This window comes from Mesorhizobium sp. B2-8-5 (genome assembly GCF_006440675.2).
Lineage (GTDB): Bacteria > Pseudomonadota > Alphaproteobacteria > Rhizobiales > Rhizobiaceae > Mesorhizobium.
In genome coordinates, this window is sequence record NZ_CP083951.1 from 5,062,951 (window position 1) to 5,078,086 (window position 15,136).

Annotated in this window: 16 protein-coding genes; 6 read left to right on the forward strand and 10 right to left on the reverse strand. The window is 64.6% G+C overall.

Translation table 11 applies throughout. The features are described from left to right. Nucleotides 1-3: 3 nt before the first annotated feature. From FJ430_RS24975 to FJ430_RS24995, 5 genes are all read right to left on the reverse strand, one after another. A complete protein-coding gene (locus FJ430_RS24975) occupies nt 4-735 on the reverse strand; it encodes an ATP-binding cassette domain-containing protein (protein WP_140703565.1) in 732 nt (243 codons plus the stop codon). Between the two features lie 3 nt (nt 736-738). Continuing rightward, nucleotides 739-1,716 (reverse strand): ABC transporter permease, encoded by a 978-nt coding sequence (locus FJ430_RS24980; protein WP_140652230.1) that lies wholly within the window; start codon nt 1,714-1,716, stop codon nt 739-741. A gap of 78 nt (nt 1,717-1,794) precedes the next feature. Further along, on the reverse strand, nt 1,795-2,772 hold the full coding sequence (locus tag FJ430_RS24985; RefSeq protein WP_140703563.1) for a sugar ABC transporter substrate-binding protein: 978 nt from the start codon (nt 2,770-2,772) through the stop codon (nt 1,795-1,797). 23 nt (nt 2,773-2,795) lie between these two features. Further along, nucleotides 2,796-3,998, reverse strand: a complete 1,203-nt coding sequence (locus tag FJ430_RS24990; RefSeq protein WP_140652234.1) for a mandelate racemase/muconate lactonizing enzyme family protein — start codon at nt 3,996-3,998, stop codon at nt 2,796-2,798. Then, a complete protein-coding gene (locus FJ430_RS24995; RefSeq protein WP_140652236.1) occupies nt 3,998-4,717 on the reverse strand; it encodes a FadR/GntR family transcriptional regulator in 720 nt (239 codons plus the stop codon). Before FJ430_RS24995 ends, FJ430_RS24990 begins: the two co-directional genes overlap by 1 nt. 105 nt (nt 4,718-4,822) lie before the next feature. Here FJ430_RS24995 and FJ430_RS25000 point away from each other — a divergent pair, with 105 nt between their 5' ends. Both FJ430_RS25000 and FJ430_RS25005 read left to right on the forward strand, forming a co-directional pair. Beyond that, nucleotides 4,823-5,722: an SMP-30/gluconolactonase/LRE family protein gene (locus FJ430_RS25000; protein WP_140703561.1), complete on the forward strand. Its 900-nt coding sequence runs from the start codon at nt 4,823-4,825 to the stop codon at nt 5,720-5,722. Nucleotides 5,723-5,888: 166 nt separating this feature from the next. After that, nucleotides 5,889-6,593 (forward strand): SDR family oxidoreductase, encoded by a 705-nt coding sequence (locus tag FJ430_RS25005; protein ID WP_140703559.1) that lies wholly within the window; start codon nt 5,889-5,891, stop codon nt 6,591-6,593. Between the two features lie 47 nt (nt 6,594-6,640). Here the strand turns inward: FJ430_RS25005 and FJ430_RS25010 are convergent, their stop codons facing one another. The 3 genes from FJ430_RS25010 to FJ430_RS25020 form a co-directional block, all read right to left on the reverse strand. Continuing rightward, nucleotides 6,641-6,871: a hypothetical protein gene (locus FJ430_RS25010; RefSeq protein WP_140703557.1), complete on the reverse strand. Its 231-nt coding sequence runs from the start codon at nt 6,869-6,871 to the stop codon at nt 6,641-6,643. Nucleotides 6,872-6,937: 66 nt separating this feature from the next. Next, complete coding sequence (locus tag FJ430_RS25015) at nt 6,938-7,177, reverse strand: hypothetical protein (protein ID WP_140644868.1); 240 nt, start codon at nt 7,175-7,177, stop codon at nt 6,938-6,940. A gap of 86 nt (nt 7,178-7,263) precedes the next feature. Next, on the reverse strand, nt 7,264-7,707 hold the full coding sequence (locus tag FJ430_RS25020) for an SRPBCC family protein (protein WP_140703555.1): 444 nt from the start codon (nt 7,705-7,707) through the stop codon (nt 7,264-7,266). Nucleotides 7,708-7,902: 195 nt separating this feature from the next. Between FJ430_RS25020 and FJ430_RS25025 the strand changes: the two genes are divergently transcribed. From FJ430_RS25025 to FJ430_RS25040, 4 genes are all read left to right on the forward strand, one after another. Further along, nucleotides 7,903-8,694 (forward strand): pyrroline-5-carboxylate reductase family protein, encoded by a 792-nt coding sequence (locus FJ430_RS25025; RefSeq protein ID WP_140703552.1) that lies wholly within the window; start codon nt 7,903-7,905, stop codon nt 8,692-8,694. 322 nt (nt 8,695-9,016) lie between these two features. Then, complete coding sequence (locus FJ430_RS25030) at nt 9,017-10,486, forward strand: family 16 glycosylhydrolase (RefSeq protein ID WP_140703549.1); 1,470 nt, start codon at nt 9,017-9,019, stop codon at nt 10,484-10,486. Nucleotides 10,487-10,537: 51 nt separating this feature from the next. Next, nucleotides 10,538-12,259, forward strand: coding sequence for a type I secretion system permease/ATPase (locus tag FJ430_RS25035; RefSeq protein WP_140703546.1), 1,722 nt, complete (start codon nt 10,538-10,540; stop codon nt 12,257-12,259). Between the two features lie 3 nt (nt 12,260-12,262). Further along, entirely contained in the window at nt 12,263-13,579 is a 1,317-nt protein-coding gene (locus FJ430_RS25040; RefSeq protein WP_140703543.1) for an HlyD family type I secretion periplasmic adaptor subunit, read from the forward strand. A gap of 44 nt (nt 13,580-13,623) precedes the next feature. Here FJ430_RS25040 and FJ430_RS25045 read toward each other — a convergent pair whose 3' ends face one another. Continuing rightward, entirely contained in the window at nt 13,624-13,974 is a 351-nt protein-coding gene (locus FJ430_RS25045; protein WP_140703541.1) for a RidA family protein, read from the reverse strand. 24 nt (nt 13,975-13,998) lie between these two features. Then, entirely contained in the window at nt 13,999-15,135 is a 1,137-nt protein-coding gene (locus FJ430_RS25050; RefSeq protein ID WP_140703539.1) for an NAD(P)/FAD-dependent oxidoreductase, read from the reverse strand. Nucleotide 15,136 lies beyond the last annotated feature (1 nt).

Here is a 15,136-nt window from a genome sequence, read left to right on the forward strand (position 1 = left end):
TCCTCACAGCACGGAATGGACTTCGTCGATCGAGGTATCCTCGATACGCTTGTCCAGCACCACCTCGCCGCGCGCCATAGCCACGATGCGGTCGCAGCAGTCGAAGACGTGATGCATGTTGTGGCTGATGAAGACGCCTGTCACCCCCTGCTCCTTCAGGCCGCGCACGAAGCCGATCACCTTGTTTGTCTCCTTGACCGAGAGATGGTTGGTCGGCTCGTCGAGGATCATCACCTTCGACTTGAAATGCATGGCGCGCGCGATGGCGACGCCCTGGCGCTGGCCGCCGGAGAGCTCGCCAACCAGGGCCTCCGGCGAGCGCAAATGCAGGTCGACATTGGCGATGGCGCAGATGCTTTCCTCTGCCATCTTCTTCTGGTCGAGGATGCCGACGCCGAGGATCGAGAAGCGGGTCGGCTCGCGGCCGATGAACAGGTTCCTGGCGATCGACATGGTGGGGACCATGGAGTTGTACTGGTAGATGGTCTCGATGCCGAGATCCATGGCGTCGCGCGGCGTGGCGATGCTGACCGCCCTACCCTCGACCTGGATTTCGCCCTGGTCGGCGCGGTGGACGCCGGACAGGATGTTGATCAGCGTGGACTTGCCGGCGCCGTTGTCGCCGACAAGGCCGAGCGCCTCGCCGCGCTTGAAGTCGAGCGAGACGCCCTTCAGCGCATGCACGCCGGAATACCATTTGTGCAGGTCGCGCACCGAGATGATCGCGTCGCCCACGGCTCAGCCCTCCATCTTGATCGCCTTGGCGCGTTTTCGCATCCAGGCATTGGCGACGACGGCGAAGATGGTGAGGAAGCCGATGGCGAACTTGAACCAGTTGGCGTCGACGTGGCTGAGCACAAGCCCGTTGTCGATGACGCGGATCAGCGTCGTGCCGATGATGCCGCCCATCACGGTGCCGATGCCGCCAGTGAGCGAGGCGCCGCCGATGACCGCGGCGGCGACCGCCTGCAGCTCCATCCCCTCGCCGATCGAGGGCAGCGGCGAGCCCAGCCGCAGCACCTGCAGCATGCCGGCGAAGCCGGAAAGCACCGAGCACAGCATGAAGCAGACGATCTTGACCCTGGCGGTCGGGATGCCCATCGAGGCGGCGGCCGGCAGGAAGCCGCCGGTGGCCTTGATCCAGTTGCCGAAATTGGTGCGCGACAGCATCAGCGAGGTCAGCACCGCGACCGCAACGAACCACAGGAAGGACATGCGGAACATATTGCCCGGCCCGACGAAGGAGGTGAACAACCAGTTGGGCAGGTCGGCGGGTAAGAGCGGCGGGAAACCGCCGGAGACCACGACCGTCAGCGAGCGCGCCATGAACAGCATGCCGAGCGTGGTGATGAAGCTGGGGATGGCGAAGCGGATGGTGATGTAGCCGTTGATGAAGCCGATCGCCGCCGCGACCAGCAGTCCGGCGAGCAGCGCCAGCGGGAACGGCCAGCCATGCACCATCAGCACCGCCATCGACATCGGCATCAGCGCGAACACCGACCCGACCGAGAGGTCGAACTCGCCGCTGATCATCAGGATGGTGACGCCGATGGCGACGAGGCCGGCCTCCGGCAGGATGCCGAGGATGCCGCGCAGATTGTCGGCGTTCAGGAACACGCCGTGCGAGCGCACCTGGAACAGGACGATGAGCAGCACCAGAAGGATCAGTCCGGCCAGCTCCGGTTTTTCGAGATAGGTCTTGAACAGGCGCTTCAACGAAAGGCTCCGGGATTCGGGATTAAGACGCATCGGCGACGGCTGGCGCCGCCGATGCGGGTCTCGCTGTTGGAGAGCTTATCTCAGTCCCTGGGCGGACAGCGCCATGATGCTGTCGGCTTGCTTCGGCCGCACGATGCCCTGGCCGGTGTCGATATCCGACGGAGCAAGGCCGATCTTCTTGTTCAGATAGGCCTCCATCACCGGCATGAAGCCCTGCATGTAGGGCTGCTGGTCGACCAGCGCCTGGACATAGCCCTTCTGCATCTGCTGCAGCACTTCCGGAACGAGGTCGAAGCCGCCGAGCAGCACCTTGCCGGGCGCCACGCCGCGATCGGCCAGCACGCGCGCTACGCCGGCGCACCAGAAGCCGGTGTCGAAATAGGCCGTGGTGTCGGGATGGGCGTTCAGATAGGCGCCGACGCGGTCGGAGGTGATGGCGAGATCGGTGCCGCTGTCGATGCGCTCCCAGGACACGTCACGGTCTTTATGCGCGGCCTTGTACTCATCGAGGAACTGCATGATGCCGGCGCCGCGGCTTTCCGACCAATTCTGGCCGGGCGCCGAAATGCCGACCAGCACCTTGATCGGGCCATCCTTCGGGAAGCTCTCGGAAATCGCCTTGGCGAGCGAATAGCCGGCCGGCTTGAAACCCTGGCCGACGAAGGCCTGCCGGGCATTGCCCTTGGTGCCCTCGGTGTCGTCGACATTGACGGCGATCACCAGCACGCCCGCGTCGCGCGCCTCCTTGATGACGTCGTCCAAGGCGTGGTCGTCGACGATGGAGGTCAAAAGCGCGTCGGGCTTGGCGGCAAGCGCGGCGCGCATGTTCGCGACCTGCTGCTCGACCGAGCCCTCGGTCTGGGTGAAGACCATGTTGCAGTTCGCCTCGACCTTGGCGCAGGCATCGTCGAAGCCTTTCTTTACCGCCTGCCAGAACGTGTTCGAGGCCGACGAATGGTGGGTGAAGACGATGTTGAGCCCGTCGGCGCGGGCCACGGTTTGGCCGCCGATCAGGGCGACGCCGAGCAATAGCATTGCGGTGAGTTTCTTCATGTCTGTTCCTCCCTTTGGATTTTTCAAATGCTTGTCCCGTCGCTGACGCGGCGATGGACGGTGTAGGCGCGGCCGAGGTCCGGACTGAGCGCCAGCCCAAGCCCCGGCCCGGGCGGCACGGTGATCATGCCGTCCTTCACTTCCGGCAGCGCGGTGACCAGATCACGGTACCAGGTGCGGTAGAAAGCGCGCACGCTTTCCTGGACGAGCGCATTGGGCGCGTTGAGCGAAAGATGCGTCGAGGCGGCGAGCACGACCGGACCGGTGCAGTCATGCGGCGCCACCGGCAGCCGCCAGGCCTCGGCCATCGAGGCGATCTTGCGCGCTTCCGACAGGCCGCCGCACCAGGAGATGTCGAGCATGACGATGCCGGCCGCTCCCGTCTCCAACAGGTCGCGAAAAGCCCAGCGGCTGCCCAGCGTCTCCGAGGCCGAGATCGGCGCCGGGCTTGCCGCGGCGTAGCGCCTGAGGTCGCCGAGGCTGTCCATGCGGATCGGATCCTCGTGCCAGTAGGTGGCGTAGGGTTTCAGCGCTTCCGCGATCCTGATGGCCGGCAGGAGCTGCCACATGGAGTGGAACTCGACCATGATGTCCATCTTGTCGCCGACGGCTTTGCGAATCTTTTCAAACGGTTCCAGTGCCGCCTTCAGGTCGGCGGCGGAAATGTCGTTGCCACGCGTCTTTTCCGCGGCGTGGTCGAACGGCCATATCTTCATGGCGGTGATGCCGTCCTCCAGCAGTTCCCCGGCCAGGTCGCCGGCGCGGGTGAGGAAGGCGTTGAGGTCGTCATAGTCGCGCCCGGCGCCGATGCCGTAATTGGCCGTCGTCTGGCCCTTGGCGTCCTTGATGTATTCGGTGCCGGCGCAGGTGTTGTAGGTGCGGATCGAACGGCGGCTGAAGCCGCCGAGCAGTTGCGCGACCGGCTGGCCGGTGGCTTTGCCGAAAATATCCCACAGCGCGATGTCGAAGGCCGAGTTGCCGCGCACTTCGGCGCCGCTGGAGCGGAAGCCGAGATAGCCGACGAGGTCGGCGGCCAGGAGGTCGATCTGCAGCGGGTCGCGGCCGATCACCCGCGGCGCGACATATTCGTGCAGATATTCCTCGACGGTGCGCGACAGGAAGAAGGTCTCGCCGAGCCCGGTGATGCCCTCGTCGGTATGAACCTCGACCCAGAGCAAATTGGGCCGCTCCTCAATGCGGACGGTTTCGATGGCGCGGATCTTCATCAGGCAATCCCCGCGTCGAGCAGCGCCTTGACGCTCTTGTCGAAATGCTCGGCCATGTGCTCGGCCGCCAGCCGTGGATCGCCCTTGAGGATGGCGTCGGCGATGTCCTCATGGCCCTTGATCATCTTGAGCTGGGCCTCGCCGGACGAGCGGGTCCGCCAGCCGATCACCCAGGTGCGGCGCGTGACACCGCTGAAGGCGGTGACGATCAGCGAAAAGACCGGGTTGTGCGAGGCCGCCGCGATCGCCTCGTGGAAGGCGATGTCATGTTCCATGACGGTCTCCGGGTTCGTGAAATTCTCGCGCATCAGCCGGGCCGACCGGGCGATCGCCTTGGCCTCCTGGTCGGTACGGCGCAGTGCGGCAAGTGCAACCGTGCGCATCTCGATGGTGCGCCTGACGTCATAAACCTGCTGGACGCTTATCTGCTGGGTGGTGATGCCGTGCTCGATGACCATCGACATGGCGCCGGTATCGAGCTTGGCGACGGTGGCGCGGCGCCCGGCGCTCATATCGATCAGCCGCATCGCCGACAGCGAGCGGAAGGCCTCGCGCACGACGGTGCGGGAGACGTTGAGCTGGCGCGTCATGGCGGCTTCGCTGGGCAGCGGATCGCCCGGCGCCAGGCCTTGCGAGCGGATGTGCTGGGAGATCGCCTGGATCGCCGTGCTGACCAGTCCGGGATTCGGTTCGCCCGGTGGATCTGTCTGCTCCTGCATGCCGCTCCCTCAAAACCTGTATGACAGGTTGTTATTCAATTGCTCATATTTCATGCAAAAGCTATATGTCAAGCCGATTTCTGGAACCTGCCCTGGAGAAGTCTCATGCGCGAAACGGAAGCCGGCCTGATCTTCGACGCGCGCGACGTGGTCGGCGAGAGCCTAGTGTGGGATGACCGCCGCGGCAGGCTGGTCTGGGTCGATATCATCGGCCGCCGGATCCATCGGCTGAACCCGTCGACCGGAGCGCATGAGAACTGGCCGACGGACGACCTCGTCACCTCGGTCGGCCTGCGCGCCGATGGCGGCGCCGTCGTCGGGTTGCGCAAGGCGATTGCGCTGTGGGATTTCGGCGGGCCGTTCCGGACGCTGGCGACGATCGAGGCCGACCGGCCGGGCACAAGACTGAACGAAGGCGTGGTGGCGCCGGACGGCTCGTTCTGGGTCGGCACGATGGCCAACAATATCGGATCGGACGACGCGCCCTTGGCCATCGCAAGCGACGAGGGCGGGCTCTACCAGGTCGGTCCCAACGGCAAGGCGGCGTCGCTCAGCGAGGACCGCTTCGGCATCACCAACACGATGGCGTGGCTGCCGGACGGCCGCTTCGTCACCGCCGATACGACGAAGAACGCGCTCTACAGCTATGAGTGGGACGAGAAGGCCGGCCGGCTCGGCGAACGCCTGCCCTTCTTCACCGGTTTCGAGCGTGGCCTGCCGGACGGCTCCTGTCTCGACGCCGAGGGTTATGTCTGGAACTGCCGGGTGGTCGGCGGGAGCTGCCTCGCCCGCATCGCGCCCGACGGCAAGCTGGACCGGATCGTCGAACTGCCCTGCAGCTGGCCGACGAGCTGCGCCTTCGGCGGCGCGGGTCTCGACACGCTGTTCGTGACCTCCGCGCGTTTCACGATGAGCGCGGAGCATCTTGCCGCCAATCCCTCCGAGGGCGGCCTGTTCGCGCTCAAGCCCGGCGAGCGCGGCGTTGCGGCCAACCGCTTCGGATAATCTCGCATCGGCCGGCGCGTGGCCGTCGAAGATGGCGATGAGCGCCTTAGCCAGCGCGCGTACCGCCAATCGCGGACGCCTTGGCGCAATCCAATCCGGTTCATCCCCCGCGCTCCGCATGCTAACAGGATCGCTTTCAACCTAAACACCCAGGATGGATCAGGACATGGCGACGGAAAAAGTAGCTCTGGTGACGGCGGGCGGCAGCGGCATGGGGGCTGCGGCGGCCAAGCGGCTGGCGGCGGACGGTTTCAAGGTCGGCGTGCTCTCCTCCTCCGGCAAGGGCGAGGCGCTGGGCAAGGAACTCGGCGGCTTCGGCGTCACCGGCTCCAACCAGTCGAACGAAGACCTGAAGCGCCTTGCCGACGGCGCGCTGGAACGCTGGGGCCGCATCGACGTGTTGGTCAACAGCGCCGGCCACGGACCGCGCGCGGAGATCATCGAGATCAGCGACGAGGACTGGCACAAGGGCATCGACACTTATTTCCTCAACGCCGTGCGCCCGACCCGGCTGGTGACGCCGGTGATGCAGAAGCAGAAGTCAGGCGTCATCATCAACATCTCGACCGCCTGGACATTCGAACCGAGCGCGATGTTCCCGACCTCGGCCGTGGCGCGCGCCGGGCTTGCCGTCTACACCAAGATCTTCGCCGACACCTATGCCGCCGACAACATCCGCATGAACAATGTGCTGCCCGGCTGGATCGACAGCCTGCCGACGACCAATGAGCGTCGCGACAGCGTGCCGATGAAGCGCTACGGCACGTCTGAAGAGATCGCCGCGACGATCTCGTTCCTGGCTTCCGATGGGGCCGCCTACATCACCGGGCAGAACATCCGCGTCGACGGCGGCATCACAAGGGCGCTGTAAGTCCACGCCGCAGCGGCCGGCGCCCGGTATTATTGCCGGGCACAACGTCATTTGCGACGGCGAAGATGCAACAGCCAGAGAAAGCCCAACAAGGCAACGACAGCGGCGACATTGCCGAAAACGTTGCTCCAAAAACGCGCCGGGTCGTCCACACACGAAATCCAGCTGAGCCTGCCCCGGATTTCGCCGGTCTTGAGGCCGTAGGCAAGGTTATAGATGGCGAAGGCGCCGAGTGCCGCCACCAGGACAAAGACGGCGTCGTGCTTGTTGCGGTCCATGGAGCACGTTTAGCCGCGCCCGATGAAATTTTGCTTATCGTCGTGTGAAAGGTATGTCGCCTCGGATCATCCGAGCTTACGGGATTTTAGCACGCACAGAACGCACAGGAAGGCTATCGACGCCACCAGGACAATCGAATTGCCGACCACGATGTTCCAGAATCGAGTCGGATCGTCCGCGAGGGCGACCCAATGCAACTTGCCGCGGACTTCGCCTGTCCTGATGCCGCAGGCGATGTTGTAGATCGCGATGGCGGCGAGCGCCGCCATCAGGACAAACAGGTCGTTGTTCTTGTTGCGATCCATGGAAGCGGCTTTTAACAGCGCTTGGTGAAATTTTACTTACCTTGGGTAAGGCGGCGGCCGTTGCACCGGCCGCCGCCCACCTCAACTTACTGGTTGATCTCGGGCTCGACGAGCTTGGCCAGGTTGCGCAGCGATTCCTGCCAGCCGAGATAGCAGGCCTCGGCGGGGATGGCGTCCGGGATGCCGGCCTGGGTGATGTTGATCTCGGTGCCGACCGACACTTTCTTCAAGGTCACGGTCACTTCGATCTGGCCCGGCAGGTTGGGGTCGTCGAAGCGGTCGGTGTAGCGCAGGCGTTCGCCCGGAACGAGCTCGACGAATTCGCCGCCGAAGGCGTGGCTGTCGCCGGTGGTGAAGTTGCGGAAGGACATCTTATAGCTGCCGCCGACCTTGCCCTCGAACTCGTGGACCGTGCAGGTGAAGCCATTCGGCGGCAGCCACTTGGCCAGCGCATCGGCCTCGATGAATGCGCGGTAGACTTTTTCCGGCTTGGTCGCCAGGACGCGATGCAGGTGGATTGTGCTCGGCATATCTCGGTATCCTTGCTTTGTTGATCGATGCCCCAAGGACGGGCGGCCCCCAGCCGATCCGACAGAGGCTGTCAAATTTTTTGACTAGAGCATGTTGCCGAAACGTGTGAAGCGGTTTTTCGGATGACATCATGCTCTATCTTTTGATCTAGAGTCGGGCGGCTACCGTGCGCCTTCCAATGGAGGGGAACAGACATGAACGCTTCGATCAGACTCGGCATCGTCGGCGGCGCGGGCTGGCTGGGCGGCGCCATCGCGGATGCCGCGCTTCAGGCCGGCATCGTTCGCGCACAGGACCTTGCCCTCTCCTACCGGAGCGCCAAGCCGGATCGTTTTGCCGGCGCGTTCTGGACCGACGACAACCAGGCGCTCGCCGACCGCTGCGACATCATCATGCTTTCGGTACGGCCGCAGGACTGGCCCTCGCTCGCCATCGACGCCAAGGGCAAGCTGGTGATTTCGGTGATGGCCGGCATCCGCCTTGCCGAGATCGGCGCGAAGCATGGCACGCGCCGGGTTGTGCGCACATTGCCCAACGCCGCGGCCGAGGTCGCGAAATCCTACACGCCTTGGATCGCCAGCAGCGATGCCACCAGCGAGGACCGCGCCATCGTGCGCGCGATCTTTTGCGCCTGCGGCAGCCAGGACGAGGTCGGCAGCGAACGCGACATCGACTATCTCACCGGCCTGACCGGATCCGGCCCGGCCTTCCCCGCCCTTTTGGCCGACGCCATGATGCGCCACGCCGTCGCGTTTGGCCTGAAGCCCGAAGTCGCGCAGCGCGCCGTCAACACGGTGCTGACCGGCACTGGCCAACTGCTCGACTTGAACGACGCTTCGCCAGCCGACACGGTAAAGACCTTCCTCGGCTATCGCGGCACCACCGCCGCCGCGATCGAGACGATGTGCGAAGCCGGGTTCGACGATGCCGTCGCCAAGGGGCTCGAGGCGGCGTTCGAAAAGTCGATCGCGATGGGCGAGACGTGAGCGGACGCTCCAATCCTAAAAGCCAAGACTCGATCGGCCACCACCTGTGGCACCGCTGCGACAAACGCATCCATTCGCAGCTGTCTGCACAATCTTGTGGCAGAAAATCTTGCAAAATTAAGTAAATTGAGAATAACTCACGCCATGATTGTATTAGATACCACTTATTCTATCTTCACAAAATATCGATAAAAATACTGGCAATTTTCTCTGTACTAATTGCTTGTTTTCGGGAACCATAGTCCACGTTGCAAATTGGTTCGAAGTGGTCGTTTGAACCTGCAATGAACCTCCGGGCGGGGCAGCGCGGAAGGATTCTCCGATGAGCTTCGTCGTCAACGCGGTAGGCGTTCCTCTTTACTATAGCGGCGCTTCCAACCATTGGCTTTCGGCGGCCTCGTCCGGACCTGCCTTGTATGGCACCTCCGGCAACGACTCCATCTGGGGCGCCAGCGGTGTCAACGTCACCATGTATGGCGGCTCCGGCGACGACATCTATTACCTCTATTCGGCGAGCAACAAGGTGTTCGAGAACCCTGGGCAGGGCGTCGACACGATCAACACATGGATGAGCTACACGCTGCCGGACAATGTCGAAAACCTCGTCGTCACCAACGCCCACAACTACGCCTTCGGCAATGCGCTGGACAACATCATCACCGCCACGGCGGGCGGCCAGACCCTGGACGGCGGCGCGGGCAATGACGTCCTGATCGATGGCGGCGGCGGCGCCGACACTTTCATCATCGCGAAGGGCAACGGGAGCGACTCGATCGTCAATTTCGCGTCGAACGATACCGTGCGCCTCGATGGCTACGGATTCACGTCGTTCGCCGCCATCCACGAGAACCTGATCCAGGCGGGGCCCAATGTGATGCTGAATCTCGGGTCGGGCGAGATTCTCGAATTCAAGAACATGACGATCGACAAGCTGCAGCCCAACCAGTTCGAGCTGCCGATCGACAAGTCCGGCATGACGCTGTCCTTCAGCGACGAGTTCAACACGCTGAACCTTCACAACAGCCAGGGCGGCACCTGGGACACCAACTTCTGGTGGGGCGCGGCGAACGGCAGCACGCTCGCCCGCAATGGCGAGCTGCAATGGTACATCGACGCCAACTACGGCCCGACCAGCTCGGTGCATCCGTTCAGCGTGCAGAACGGCGTGCTCTCCATCACCGCCGCGCAGGCGCCGGCCGACATCAAGCCGCTGATCAACAATTACGAATACACCTCCGGTATCCTGACCACGCATGACTCGTTCTCGCAGACCTATGGCTATTTCGAAATGAAGGCCGACCTGCCGGAAAATGCCGGCGCCTGGCCAGCCTTCTGGCTGCTGCCGGAGGACGGCTCCTGGCCGCCGGAACTCGACGTGATCGAAAAGTATGGCCAGAACCCGAATTCGCTGCTGATGACCGCGCATACCAACCAGACGGGTCAGCACACGACTGTCGGATCCACGGTGAACGCCATGGACACCGCCGGCTTCCACACGTATGGCCTGCTGTGGACGCCGGACAAGCTGGTCTGGACCTATGACGGCGTGCAGGTCGCCGAAGCGGCGACGCCGTCGGATATGAACAAGCCGATGTACATGCTGGTCGACCTTGCGATCGGCGGCCAAGCCGGCGCGCCGCCGGACCATCTCGCCACACCGGCCGAGATGAAGATCGACTATATCAGGGCCTATACGCTGAACGACTTGCCAAGCCAGGCGGCGGCGCTGACCAGCCACACCGCAAGCAGCACGCAGCAGCATCTCGGCACGGCAAGCGAGCATTCGGCCTGATTCGGACGTTAGGCGACTGCCCGTGATCCGGGTTGGAGAGGAGTGCGGGAAATGACGGGACAGTCGGGATTGCGGCCAGTCTTGCGTCGCGCCATCGCCGATGTCGGGCTGTTCTCGCTGCTCATCAACCTTCTGCTGCTGGTGATCCCGCTTTACCTGCTCCAAATCTATGACCGCGTCCTGCCCTCCTCCAGCCTCGAGACGCTTGTCTATCTGTCGGTCATCGCGATCGCGGCGCTCGGCTTCCTCGGCTTCCTCGACGCCATCCGCGCAGTCTACACGCAGCGCGTCGCCGCGACGGTCAATGACAGGCTTGGCGCAAGAATGTTCGCCGCTTCGCTCGGCGCCAGGAACGCGCCGTCGCCGCTCACCGACCTCGCCTCGGTCTGCGCCTTCATCCGCTCGCGCGGCGTGGCGGTGCTGTTCGACCTGCCCTTCGCGCCGGTCTTCCTGGCGCTGCTCTACCTGATTCATCCGCTGTTGTTCTGGGTGACGCTCGGCGGCGCGGCGCTGCTCGTCGTGCTGGTCTTCGCCAACCAGTTCGCCATCGGCAGGAACGATGCGCTCTCGGCGGAGCGTTCGGCCTTGGCCAGCCGGGCCGAGCAGGCCTTTGCCCGCAACGCCGAGACGCTGCGCGCCATGGGCATGGTGGAAAACGCCGCGCGCGCATGGGGCCGGCATGTGGCGGAGGCGCTTGTCCTGCATGATCGTTCGGCCAGCGCCAACGCCGTCTTCAGCGGCGCTTCCAGGGCGCTGCGCATGATGCTGCAGCTGGCGATCCTCGGCACCGGCGCATGGCTGGTGCTCAAGGGCCAGATGACGGCCGGCATGATCTTCGCCTCCTCGCTGGTGTCGTCGCGCGCGCTGCAGCCGCTCGATCAGTTGATCGGCTCGTGGCGGCAGCTCGTCGAGGCGCGGCGCGCCTGGACGCGGCTCGAGGGCGCCCTTTCGGCGCAGCCGGCAGAGGCGCGCAAGCTCGTCTTGCCCGACCCGACCGGCGCGATTTCGGCGCAGGATCTTTTCTTCATCGCGCCGAATGCCACGTTCGGCGCCGAGCCGATCCTCAAGCGGTTGAGTTTTGCGATCAGGCCCGGCGAGGCGGTAGCGATCATCGGCCCGAGCGGCGCCGGCAAGTCGACACTGGCGCGGCTGCTTGTCGGGGCAGCCCAGCCGAGCGGCGGCTCGGTCAGGATCGACGGCGCGGAACTCAGGACCTGGGACGAAAACCAGCTCGGCCGGCATATCGGCTATCTGGCGCAGGAAGTGGAGCTTTTCCCCGGCTCGGTCCGCGAAAACATCGCCCGCTTCGACGCGGACGCGGACGACGCGGCAATCGTCGAGGCGGCAAAACGCGCCGAGGCGCATGAGCTGATCCTTTCGCTGCGCGACGGCTACCAGACGGTGATCGCCGGGACGCTGTCCGGCGGCGAGCGGCAGCGGATCGGGCTCGCGCGCGCCTTCTACGGCAACCCGCGCATCCTGGTGCTGGACGAGCCGAGCACGCATCTCGATGGCGCCGGCGAGGCGGCACTCGAGGCAGTGCTTGCCGCCGCGCGCGCCGCCGGCGTCACCACGATCGTGATCACGCATCGCCCTTCCATCGCCGCGGCCTGCAACCGCGTGATGGTTCTGCGCGGCGGCGTCATCGAGGCGTTCGGGCCGAGCGCGGAGGTGCTGCGCCAGCCGGGCAAGGGCACGCGGCAGAGCACAGTGGTGACCGGATCGTTCGCACCGACCATCCGCGCCTCGCAGAGCATCCGCTATGGGTCCTGAACGATGACGCAGAGCCTCACCTTCGACGGCCGCCCGCGCACCGATTTCCGGCGCGCGGCCTTCGCCGGCTACGCGGCAATCGCGCTGATGGTCGGCGGCTTCGGCTATTGGGCGGCTAAAGCGCCGCTGGCCGGCGCGGTGATCACGCAAGGCACGATCGCGGCGACCGGCGGCAACATCCTGATCCAGCACCGCGACGGCGGCATCATCAGGCAGTTGCTGGTGCATGAAGGCGACCACGTGCGGGAAGGCCAGAACCTCATCATGCTCGACCGGACCGCCGCGGAAGCCGATCTCAACCGCCTGACAAGACAGTGGATCGCGCTCAAGACCAGTGCCGCGCGGCTGGAGGCCGAGCGCGACGGCCTCGCCAGGCTGGCGCCGATCGTCGAGCCCGCGCCAGCGCCGTTCCAGCCGGAATTCGAAGACCTCATCCGCGAACAGCAGAAGGAGTTCGACGCCAGGCTTGCACGGTTCCGCTCGGAGCAATCGATCCTGGCGCAGCGCGTCGCCATGCACCGCGAGTCGGTCAAGGGCTTGAACGCGCAGAAACTCGCCATCGAACAGCAGGCCGAGGTGGTGAAGAAGGAGCTCGGCATCAAGACCGACCTTCTCGACAAGGGCCTCACCAACCGCACCGAATATTCGCAGCTGCTGCGCTCGGAGGCCGACCTGGTCGGGCAGGCCGGCGCGCTGGAGGCGGACCTCGCCTCGGCCAACACGCAGATCGTGGAGGCGCAGGCGCAGACCGAGCGCGCGACCACGCAGCGCGTCGAGGAAGCGCTGACCAAGCTCGACGATGTGCGCACCAATCTCGCCGACATCGAGGAGCGGATGCGCGCGGCGCAAGCGGTGCTGCAGCGCACGACGATCACCGCGCCGGCGGCGGGCATCGTGGTGTCGTCGACCTACAATTCGCAAGGCAGCGTGGTGTCGCCTGGCGAAAAGATCATGGAGATCCTGCCCACGTCATCCGGCCTTGTGGTGGACGCCAGGCTGCGGCCGAAGGACATCGACCAGGTGCATGTCGGCCAACAGGCGAAGCTCAGGCTCTCCGCGCTCAACGCCCGCCTGACGCCGGAAGTCCCGGCCACGGTGAGCGAGATTTCCGCCGATCGGCTGATCGACGAGGCTACTCACGAACCCTATTTCCGCGCCAGGTTGAAAATCACCGATGCCCTGCCCCAGGACATCAAGAGAGAACAGCTCTATCCCGGCACCCCGGTCGACACCTTCATCAGCACCGGCGACCGGACCTTCTTCGAGTATCTGGTACGCCCGATGATGGACTCGTTCGCAAGGGCATTCAGGGAAAGGTAGCGGCGGCTTTTCGCAGGTTCGCACGCCGCTTCGCAGCGCTATCCTCAGCTTGCCGCGGTAAGCTGGATTTCGACAAGTATTTCGGGCAGCGCGAAGCTTGCTCCGACCGTGGCACGGGCCGGTGGCTCGGCGCCGTCGAGCCAGTCGACCCAGGCCTTGTTCATCGCATCGAAATCCTCGACGTCCTTCAACCAGATCTGCGCGAACAGCAGCCGCGATCGATCCGCGCCGACGCCATTCAGAAGCGCATCGGCCTTTTTCAGTATCTGCCTGGTCTGGCCGGCCGTGTCGGCTTCCTTGTCATCGGCGGTCAGACCGGAAAGATAGATCGTTCCGTTGTGGACGACGATCCGGCTGAGCTTCTCGTTCTTCTGGTATCTTTCAATCTTCACCATCGTGGGCCTGCGTTCGAAGAGGGATCATGCATGCGCGGTGGCGGCGCGTTTTGCGCTGGCCTGGAAGAAGCGCTGCGGACGAAACGTCTCCATCTCGTCATGGATCTTGCCGCGTACGACCTCGTCGGCGACCACCCTGCCCAGTTGCGGACCGATGGTGACGCCGCTGTGCGTCACGGCCATATAGTGGCCGGCGACGTCCGGCATCGCGCCGGCGCAGGTGTAGCCGTCCTCCGGGAAGGGTCGCACGGTGGTGCGGATCGCTTCCACACCCACGGCGCGAAGCGAAGGCAAGACCTTGCCTGCCGCCTCCAGCAGCGTCTTCGCCTCGTCGCCCGCGGGGCTCAGCGGCTGCGGCTTCTTGAAGGTCAGATCCACCGAGACCTTGTGGATCATGATACGGCCCGCACCGTCCGGCCGTATATCCAGATCGTCGGCATGCAACTGGCTGCGCAGCGTCAACGCCACCGGCGGGGTGAAGGCGAGCACGCCGATCGTCGAGGACAGCGGGATGCCCTGGGCATCGCCGAGCCTCTGGCTGGACCAGCCGCCGGTGCAGTTCACCACGGCATCGGCGGCGTAGCGCTCGCCATCTGCCGTGCGAACCGCCCCGACGCGGCCGCCTTCGGTCTCGATCTCGGTCACGCGCGCGTTGACCCTGACCTTGGCGCCCCAGCGCTCCTTGGCCGCCCGCAAAAGCCAGGCCGAATAAAGGACCGGATCGACCCAGCCCTCCTCCGGATAATAGGAGACCGGACAATCGCCAATGGCAGCGATGTCGATATCGGGCTCCATCTCGGCGACCAACTTCTTGTCGATCCACTCGACGCCGTAGCCCCACTCCTTCATCTGCCGGAAGTTCTCGAAATAATCATCCATCGACTCCGGCACCGTGCGCCAATCGAAACTGCCGGTTTGCGTGAACCAGGGAGCGGCGCCGAAGTCGCGCTTCAGTTCGAGATGGGCGCGCATGCCCGCGACGTTGAGATCGAAATAGGGCCGCGGCCGCTTGGTTGTCGCGTTCGTCCAGGCAAAGCTTACCGCCGACGTTCCTCCCGCTATCCTCTCGGCCTCCAGCACGACAACCTCCGCTCCCGCCTTGGCGCATTCATAAGCAGCAGAGCTGCCGACAATGCCGGAACCGATGACCACGACGAGCATA

Coding starts and splice junctions, on each gene's coding strand:
- FJ430_RS24985 (WP_140703563.1), bottom strand. CDS start 2,772: ATGAAGAAACTCACCGCAATGCTATTGCTCGGCGTCGCCCTGATCGGC.
- FJ430_RS24990 (WP_140652234.1), bottom strand. CDS start 3,998: ATGAAGATCCGCGCCATCGAAACCGTCCGCATTGAGGAGCGGCCCAAT.
- FJ430_RS24995 (WP_140652236.1), bottom strand. CDS start 4,717: ATGCAGGAGCAGACAGATCCACCGGGCGAACCGAATCCCGGACTGGTC.
- FJ430_RS25000 (WP_140703561.1), top strand. CDS start 4,823: ATGCGCGAAACGGAAGCCGGCCTGATCTTCGACGCGCGCGACGTGGTC.
- FJ430_RS25005 (WP_140703559.1), top strand. CDS start 5,889: ATGGCGACGGAAAAAGTAGCTCTGGTGACGGCGGGCGGCAGCGGCATG.
- FJ430_RS25010 (WP_140703557.1), bottom strand. CDS start 6,871: ATGGACCGCAACAAGCACGACGCCGTCTTTGTCCTGGTGGCGGCACTC.
- FJ430_RS25015 (WP_140644868.1), bottom strand. CDS start 7,177: ATGGATCGCAACAAGAACAACGACCTGTTTGTCCTGATGGCGGCGCTC.
- FJ430_RS25020 (WP_140703555.1), bottom strand. CDS start 7,707: ATGCCGAGCACAATCCACCTGCATCGCGTCCTGGCGACCAAGCCGGAA.
- FJ430_RS25025 (WP_140703552.1), top strand. CDS start 7,903: ATGAACGCTTCGATCAGACTCGGCATCGTCGGCGGCGCGGGCTGGCTG.
- FJ430_RS25030 (WP_140703549.1), top strand. CDS start 9,017: ATGAGCTTCGTCGTCAACGCGGTAGGCGTTCCTCTTTACTATAGCGGC.
- FJ430_RS25035 (WP_140703546.1), top strand. CDS start 10,538: ATGACGGGACAGTCGGGATTGCGGCCAGTCTTGCGTCGCGCCATCGCC.
- FJ430_RS25040 (WP_140703543.1), top strand. CDS start 12,263: ATGACGCAGAGCCTCACCTTCGACGGCCGCCCGCGCACCGATTTCCGG.
- FJ430_RS25045 (WP_140703541.1), bottom strand. CDS start 13,974: ATGGTGAAGATTGAAAGATACCAGAAGAACGAGAAGCTCAGCCGGATC.
- FJ430_RS25050 (WP_140703539.1), bottom strand. CDS start 15,135: ATGCTCGTCGTGGTCATCGGTTCCGGCATTGTCGGCAGCTCTGCTGCT.